Annotated in this window: 7 protein-coding genes and 1 pseudogene; 4 read left to right on the top strand and 4 right to left on the bottom strand. The window is 45.9% G+C overall.

The features are described from left to right. Positions 1 to 77: 77 nt before the first annotated feature. Both ACLFWI_RS22915 and ACLFWI_RS22910 read right to left on the bottom strand, forming a co-directional pair. Positions 78 to 1,421, bottom strand: coding sequence for a septal ring lytic transglycosylase RlpA family protein (locus ACLFWI_RS22915; protein ID WP_446414846.1), 1,344 nt, complete (start codon positions 1,419 to 1,421; stop codon positions 78 to 80). A 175-nt stretch (positions 1,422 to 1,596) separates the two neighbouring features. Next, positions 1,597 to 1,719, bottom strand: coding sequence for a hypothetical protein (locus tag ACLFWI_RS22910; protein WP_446414845.1), 123 nt, complete (start codon positions 1,717 to 1,719; stop codon positions 1,597 to 1,599). A gap of 258 nt (positions 1,720 to 1,977) precedes the next feature. On the opposite strand from ACLFWI_RS22910, the gene ACLFWI_RS22905 reads away from it, so the two are divergent. The 4 genes from ACLFWI_RS22905 (at position 1,978) to ACLFWI_RS22890 (ending at position 6,211) form a co-directional block, all read left to right on the top strand. Continuing rightward, positions 1,978 to 2,961, top strand: a complete 984-nt coding sequence (locus ACLFWI_RS22905; protein ID WP_446414847.1) for a pyruvate dehydrogenase complex E1 component subunit beta — start codon at positions 1,978 to 1,980, stop codon at positions 2,959 to 2,961. Positions 2,962 to 3,187: 226 nt separating this feature from the next. Continuing rightward, positions 3,188 to 4,594 (top strand): protein translocase subunit SecD, encoded by a 1,407-nt coding sequence (gene secD, locus ACLFWI_RS22900; RefSeq protein WP_446414844.1) that lies wholly within the window; start codon positions 3,188 to 3,190, stop codon positions 4,592 to 4,594. A 210-nt stretch (positions 4,595 to 4,804) separates the two neighbouring features. After that, positions 4,805 to 5,773, top strand: coding sequence for a protein translocase subunit SecF (gene secF, locus ACLFWI_RS22895; protein ID WP_446414843.1), 969 nt, complete (start codon positions 4,805 to 4,807; stop codon positions 5,771 to 5,773). Positions 5,774 to 5,794: 21 nt separating this feature from the next. Further along, positions 5,795 to 6,211 carry a hypothetical protein gene (locus ACLFWI_RS22890; RefSeq protein WP_446414842.1) on the top strand — a complete coding sequence of 139 codons (417 nt, stop codon included), beginning with the start codon at positions 5,795 to 5,797 and terminating at the stop codon, positions 6,209 to 6,211. Positions 6,212 to 6,239: 28 nt separating this feature from the next. On the opposite strand, the gene ACLFWI_RS22885 is transcribed toward ACLFWI_RS22890, so the two are convergent. Both ACLFWI_RS22885 and ACLFWI_RS22880 read right to left on the bottom strand, forming a co-directional pair. After that, positions 6,240 to 6,941, bottom strand: a complete 702-nt coding sequence (locus ACLFWI_RS22885) for a DUF4388 domain-containing protein (protein ID WP_446414841.1) — start codon at positions 6,939 to 6,941, stop codon at positions 6,240 to 6,242. A 10-nt stretch (positions 6,942 to 6,951) separates the two neighbouring features. Beyond that, positions 6,952 to 7,095: pseudogene (locus ACLFWI_RS22880) on the bottom strand (ATP-binding protein); the annotation flags it as partial. Positions 7,096 to 7,461 lie beyond the last annotated feature (366 nt).

Below are 7,461 nucleotides of genomic sequence, written 5' to 3'. Positions count from 1 at the left end.
CATTGGTCATTGGTCATTGGTCATTGGTCATTGGTCATTGGTCATTGGTCATTTGCTCCCCATCTTTATTATCTCTTTCATCCCTCATCCTTTATCCTTTCGCGTGGTTCCATAACTGTAGCTTCAAACGGAATAACTCCTACTATTTCACTCCGAATAGAACGAGCGGCTTGTCGGGATAAATCCAGAGTTCTACCCGGAATATAAGGACCGCGATCATTAATGCGAACAATCACACTATGACCATTTTCTAAATTTTTGACCTTCAGATAGGTATCAAATGGCAAGGTGAGATGAGCTGCCGTCAAATCATGCTGATCGTAAATTTCCCCAGTAGCCGTGTACCGACCATGAAAATAGGGTCCGTACCAAGATGCTATGCCTTCAATGGTACTCGATGTTTCAACTAAGTTGTACATTTGCTTTTGGGCGTCTGCCAAACTTAATGGCGATTGTCCTAACGCTAGACGCAATTTATTTGCCCATTCAATTGCCAGAAGTTCTCGATGCTGCTCTAAGTCTTTGGCTAAGGTATCATCCACTTTAAATAATACGCGATCGCCTGCTTTCACCACAGGTATTCCATCAGACAGCATAGCTCGTACCGATGAATTTATCTCAGATACATCTGATGAGTCACAGAACAACAGCGTGAGACTTTGCGCCATTTGTTCAGCTTGCTTTTGAGTCGGCAATTGGGCAATCGTTCGTCCTTTCACCACAACCTGGAATTGCTGCTGTTCAGCCGAATGTTCTAATTTATTACTCCTTTGGGTATATTGCAAAAAGCCCCGTTTTCCCCTTCTTGCCTGACTCTTATTTCTGCCACGAGATCCTGTTTGAGAGTGAGAGCTGATTATGACTACGGATTCAGCCGAGGTTTTGTCTTTTGATGCAACGGGTTGACCCCAAGAAAACAAATTCTCGATCATTTTCCAGATTTTTTGGGGTAAACTAGCGTTGGAGAGATGGTGGGTAGATGAATAATTTCTTGAAGCCGATGAGGAATCATGACTAGGTTGGGATTTGCCCCTATCATCCAGGGAATCTGACTTGGCTGGACAAGTAACTGATTGAGCCGTGTCCCTAAATGGATGAGCCGCTACAGTAGCAGTCTGGGCGAAGGGAAATGGTAAACTGCCTAAATCATTAGCTAATCCTGAATTGGCAAGTGCTGTTACCGAAGACTTGTTAGACCAGACTTTTGCATAAACTGGAGATGAAAAAAAAGGAGATATTGGTTGTTCGAGTGGGCTGTGAACAACGGATAAAACTTTAGTCGGCAAAGCATTGGTGATGTAGTCGGGTACTCTTAATAGACCCTGGCTGGATGCCAGCAAACAGCTTACCCATGATGTTGTCCAAACTAGTCCGAAAAATGGCATAATGTCAAATAATTCTGCTGTAGAATGCACTGTCATGACTCACACAGTCATTCAGTATACATAAATTTGTAGTTTTTCGATCCCTTTTAAGCAAAACTAATCTCTAGAGGCAGCAATGAACAAAATGTATTACTATGACTTATCAATAGGAAATTCTAATTACTTTACTTGAAATTGATTAATTAATGAAACCTAAATAAATTAATTTTTATTATAAAAAATTAAACTTGGCTTGAGTCAGCGATATTCGTCTTATGTAGGTGGGGATAATTAAAGTTAACGGCGGAGAACTCGCTATCGCGAGAAGCAAGCTACGTAATTGGTCATTGGTCATTGGTCATTGGTCATTTGTTAGGGAACAGGGAATAGGGAACAAGGGAAGGTAGAGTTTTGAGTTAACCTCCTCATCTTCCCCTGCTTCCAGACGCGCCATGGCACGTCTCTACATTGCTTCCCCTGCTCCCAGACGCGTCATGGCACGTCTCTACATTGCTTCCCCTGCTCCCAGACGCGCCATGGCACGTCTCTACATTGCTTCCCCTGCTGCTTAGGCAATGCTAGGATGACATTTGCCACGTCTGGTGAGGTATTGATGGCAGAAACACTTTTCTTTAATGCGTTGCGTGCGGCTATTGATGAAGAAATGGCTCGCGATGACACGGTATTCGTGCTTGGTGAAGATGTAGGTCACTACGGTGGCTCCTACAAAGTGACCAAGGATCTGTATAAAAAATATGGTGAACTACGAGTTCTGGATACTCCCATTGCCGAAAATAGTTTTACCGGTTTAGCCGTGGGCGCAGCGATGACGGGGTTGCGACCGATTATTGAAGGCATGAATATGGGCTTTTTGCTCTTGGCATTTAACCAAATTGCCAATAATGCTGGGATGCTGCGTTACACGTCTGGCGGTAATTTCAAAATTCCCATGGTGATTCGTGGACCCGGTGGGGTGGGGCGTCAGCTTGGGGCGGAACATTCTCAACGACTCGAAGCCTATTTTCAAGCGGTTCCGGGTTTAAAAATTGTCGCCTGCTCAACTCCTTACAATGGCAAGGGATTGCTTAAAGCGGCGATTCGGGATGATAATCCGGTTTTGTTCTTTGAGCATGTTCTTCTTTATAACTTAAAAGAAGATTTGCCAGATGAGGAGTATGTCCTGCCTTTGGATAAAGCCGAGGTTGTCCGAGAGGGCGAAGATGTCACCATTCTCACCTACTCGCGGATGCGTCACCATGTCACCCAAGCGGTGAAGTCTCTAGAGAAAGAAGGGTTTGATCCAGAGGTGATTGACTTGATTTCTCTGAAGCCCTTGGATTTTGAAACCATTGGCGCGTCGATTTGCAAAACCCATCGGGTGATTCTTGTGGAAGAATGTATGAAAACTGGTGGTATTGGGGCGGAGGTTACGGCATCAATCAATGATCGGTTCTTCGATGAATTGGATGCTCCTGTCTTGCGACTATCGTCTCAAGATATTCCCACTCCTTATAATGGCACTCTGGAAAGCTTGACGATTGTTCAACCCCAGCAGATTGCTGAGGGGGTCAAAAAGATGCTGGCACTTCAGATTTAACTCAGATCTTGCACCACTCACCTTAACCTGCCTTGGGTTTAAACCCAAGGACTAACGCTAAAGTAAGCTAAAGCTGACTGGATATGGATTTCGCTCCACTAAGCGTGGACAGTAACTCGCTTGTCAAGACCTGGAGTTCTTGGCGGATGTGGGGGCTTACCCTGGAATGGTGCAAGATATGAGTAGAAACAGATTAAGATAGCATTTATTGCGGCGAGTCACAGTTATGCAAAGACAGCGTTCGTTAGTAGCCCTGATTCTAGTCCTGATCATTCTGGCAATTGTGGTGCTGGTGAAGATTCCGCTCCAGCAGGGACTTGATTTGCGGGGTGGCGCACAACTGACAATTCAGGTGAAAACCACAGCAGAGATTCCCGAAATTGCGCCGGATCAGTTGGAGGCGGTGAGAACTGTGGTTGACCGTCGAGTGAATGCTCTGGGTGTTTCTGAATCTCAAGTCCAAACCATTGGCTCAGACCAAATATTAGTACAACTCCCCGGTGTGAATGATCCGCAACAGGCAGAACGGGTGCTAGGGGGAACCGCACAACTTGATTTCCGCAAGCAAATACCGGGTACAGAAGCCCAGCTTCAGATTGAAGAACAATTGCGTCAGGAACTGCTATTTGAGCAAGCCGTTCTACTGGAGAGTGAAGAGGGTGCTGATCAAGAGGCGATCGCAGAAAATCAAGCGGCTTTAGAACGCTCAGACGCCGCGATCGCAGAATTGTTTGAGAAGACAAATTTGACAGGAAAAAACCTCAAAGATGCCCTCCCTCAAACCACCCAAGTTGGAAATGGTTGGGAAGTGGTGATCCGTTTTGATGCGGCGGGGGGACAAGGATTTGCGGAACTGACTAGAGACTTGGCGGGTACCGGTCGCAGTATTGGGATTTTCCTGGATGACTCCCTAATCAGCGCCCCCACGGTGGGTCCGGAATACGCGGAAACGGGGATTAGTGGCGGTAGTGCTGTGATTACCGGGAATTTTGATGTGGAACGGGCGAGTGACTTAGCCGCCCAACTCAAAGGTGGTTCGTTACCTTTACCTGTGGAAATCGTGGAAAATCGCACTGTCGGCGCTACCCTGGGACGAGATAGTATTCAAAGCAGCGTTTATGCTGCCATTGGCGGTTTAATTTTAGTCTTGCTGTTTATGGCAATCTACTATCGTCTCCCCGGTTTAATTGCTGATGTGGCGCTGAGTATCTATGCTCTACTCACCCTAGCCGCCTTTGCCTTGATTGGTGTGACCTTAACTCTACCAGGAATTGCTGGGTTTATTCTCAGTATCGGCATGGCGGTAGATGCGAATGTGCTAATTTTTGAACGGACGCGAGAAGAGTTACGCGAGGGAAAAACTCTATATCGCTCTGTGGAATCGGGTTTTTATCGAGCATTCTCCAGTATTTTAGACTCGAACCTAACCACGTTGATTGCTTGTGCGGCTCTATTTTGGCTAGGGTCAGGTTTAGTTAAGGGCTTTGCCGTTACCCTAGGAATTGGAGTTGTGATCAGTATGTTTACAGCCCTTACCTGTACTCGCACATTTATGCTGTTGTTGGTTTTAGGATTTCCTGGGGTGCGCCAGAAGCCGCAACTGTTCTGTCCGAATCTGTCACCGTCTCAGTGATGGGGTGATGGGGTGATGGGGTGATGGGGTGATGGGGTGATGGGGTGATGAGGAGGTTAACTCAAAACTCTACCTTACACTGTTCCCTGTGACACACCGAGCGTGTTACCGAGCGGAGTCGAGGTAAGTCGAGGTGTTCCCTGTTCCCTAACAAATGACGAATAACAAATGACGAATAACAAATGACAAATGACAAATGACGAATGACAAATGACCAAATTTAGTGTAATCAAACAGCGATCGCTCTGGTGGAGCATTTCCGCCGTAATTATCCTAGCGGGTATCGCTTCCATGGCGATTTCCACGGCACAGCTAGGAGCCCCTCTGCGCCCCGGTCTCGATTTTGTTGGCGGGACACGCCTACAGGTTGAACTTGATTGTACTGTACCCGGTAACTGCGACGAACCGATAGATCTGGCAGAGGTGCGTCAGGTTCTCAATCAACAGGATCTGGGTAATAGTACGATTCAGCGTATCGGTGCTGCACAACAAGGGTTGACGATTCGGACGAAAACGTTAGATGTTGAACAGCGCAGTCAGTTACAAAAAGCTCTAAGTGAAAGGATTGGGAAATTCGATCCAGCCGCGACTCAAATTGATACTGTAGGTCCAATCATCGGACAACAGTTATTTACATCCGGTTTACTGGCATTACTTGTCTCCTTTGCCGGGATTCTGGTTTACCTCTCGTTCCGGTTTCAGTTTGACTATGCTTTTTTGGCGTTTATCGCTTTACTTCACGATGTCTTGGTCACGTTGGGCATTTTCTCTATTTTGGGTTTAGTCCAAGGTGTAGAGGTTGATAGCCTTTTTGTCGTCGCTCTATTGACAATTATTGGATTTTCTGTTAATGATACCGTAGTTATTTACGATCGCATCCGGGAGGTCATTGCCAAGCATCCCGACCAACATATTGATCAAATTGTCGATGATGCGATTAATCAAACCCTTACCCGGTCAATTAATACCACGTTAACTACGGTATTAACGTTGGTGTCTATTTTCTTGTTTGGCGGAGAAACGTTAAAATATTTTGCCCTAGCCCTAATTGTCGGGTTTATCGCAGGTGCATATTCGAGTATTTTTATTGCCAGTACCCTATTAGCATTCTGGAGAGAACGCACGGGTCAAACCAAAGCCACCCAGGTTATCGAAGCTGAATTTTTGGACAAAGCATAATTGGAATTGTCTTTAATTATAATGGAGCCGTCAGACACTCAGACTTCTCACAACACTCCAGATCACCTTGAGCCGACAATAAAGGTGAAAATTCAGCGACTTCATCAACTTACTGTGTATGGTCGTTGGTTATTCGTGGGTATTCTTTGGATTAGTGTTGCTCCGCTGAGTCTTTGGGGTTGGCGTTATGAGTTATTGTTGTTGCAAGAGCATTTTACCTGGTCGGGTTTGCGATATAGTATTGCATTTAACCGTCTGCCTATTTTGGGTCTAGCTATCTGTGTGGGGACGACGACGGCGGTTTTAGTTTGGCAAAGTCGCAACATTTTATTTGGAATTCCGCCCGCTGAAAAGCAACGTTTGGCGCATCAGGTGCGTCGGATATGTGATCAAGGTCCGAGTCATCCGCTGTGGAAATGGGTTTGCGATCGCGGTTAAGTTTATCATAATTCTTCCCAGCTCCTCCTCACGCCCTCACCCCATCTTGCCAACTATCACCCGCTAAACCTGATACCATCATTGTGGCTTGGGTTGTGGATAGGCTTAAACCGGTCATTTCCAGTGCAGGTAGAGCCGCTCTCAATTCAAATTTAAACTGAGCATCCTTGAGTTGAAATAGGGGAACAATTTGCTCTACGATTTGAATCTCAAAGATTTGTTCGAGTTGTGCGCTATCCAAGACGCCGTTACTTTTGAGCCATAACCCCAAGGGTTGGTGATTCAGGGAGCAACGCTGTAATAATTTGCTTAAGACGCGATCGCTTACCCATTGATCTCGCCGAATCAATGATATCAAACCCTTTCCATCGAACCGATTAGCGGCGGCGACTATTCGACCTTGAGCAATCCAGATGTAGTGATGGTGGAAGTGTTGAATGTGTAAGGAAGGGTTTATCGGCTTTAGTTTTGCTACAGGTGGTAACGTTTGTGCAGAACTCTTCCTGACTGATTCTTGAGACGTTCTATGGCGCGTCTTGAGGGTTGACGCTCTATCTTCCTCAATTCCCCTGTTTCCTCTAACGCCTACGTTTGACTGCAACCTTAAATCAGACGCAAAGTGGACAGCGCTGAAGGGGTGAATGTCTAGTACACCTGTTTTGCATCCTTTCTCAAGCCACCGAAAAATCGCTGGTAGAGGAAAATCAGTCAACGTGCCTTGAGTACCCATGATTTTGATTTTAATCCTGATAATCAGCAAAAGTAAAGTAAAACGTTGAACCCTGACCAAGTTGGGATTCAACCCAAAGCCTACCACTATGATTGTCCACTATTTTTTGGCAAAGGGCTAGACCAATTCCCATTCCTGGATACTGAGTTTGGGTGTCGCTGTGATGATTCCCCATCCAGAGGATAATTCATTAAATCTGGTGCAGGCGGCTGATGAAGCACTATTGGAGTCCAAACTACGGGGGCGCGATCGCGTGACGATCCGGTAGAGAGGTTCGGGTGGAACGTTTGTGAATCAATTGTCGGGGCGGGTTTAGCCACTCAATCTTGAATCCCACCGATAATGTATGTAGCCAAACCCGCCCTGACTAACATCAAAGACAAGACGTAGAAGGGCGGGTTTTGAATAAACCTAATCATCGATAGCGATAAGCAAGTCCCTCAACCCGCCCCTACACCTATAATCAATAAAATGGAATCTTTTTTTGACAAGACGTAGAAGGGCGGGTTTTGAATAAACC

Origin of the sequence: Coleofasciculus sp. (genome assembly GCF_046539235.1) — a bacterium.
Taxonomy (GTDB): Bacteria; Cyanobacteriota; Cyanobacteriia; order Cyanobacteriales; family Coleofasciculaceae; genus Coleofasciculus.
The sequence above is the reverse complement of the archived record's forward strand: the minus strand, read 5'-3'. Positions and strand labels throughout refer to the sequence as shown.

Bases quoted from the DNA above. Each gene is read 5' to 3' on its own strand.
- ACLFWI_RS22915 (WP_446414846.1), bottom strand. From the start codon at position 1,421: ATGACAGTGCATTCTACAGCAGAATTATTTGACATTATGCCATTTTTC.
- ACLFWI_RS22910 (WP_446414845.1), bottom strand. From the start codon at position 1,719: ATGACCAATGACCAATTACGTAGCTTGCTTCTCGCGATAGCGAGTTCT.
- ACLFWI_RS22905 (WP_446414847.1), top strand. From the start codon at position 1,978: ATGGCAGAAACACTTTTCTTTAATGCGTTGCGTGCGGCTATTGATGAA.
- secD (WP_446414844.1), top strand. From the start codon at position 3,188: ATGCAAAGACAGCGTTCGTTAGTAGCCCTGATTCTAGTCCTGATCATT.
- secF (WP_446414843.1), top strand. From the start codon at position 4,805: ATGACCAAATTTAGTGTAATCAAACAGCGATCGCTCTGGTGGAGCATT.
- ACLFWI_RS22890 (WP_446414842.1), top strand. From the start codon at position 5,795: ATGGAGCCGTCAGACACTCAGACTTCTCACAACACTCCAGATCACCTT.
- ACLFWI_RS22885 (WP_446414841.1), bottom strand. From the start codon at position 6,941: ATGGGTACTCAAGGCACGTTGACTGATTTTCCTCTACCAGCGATTTTT.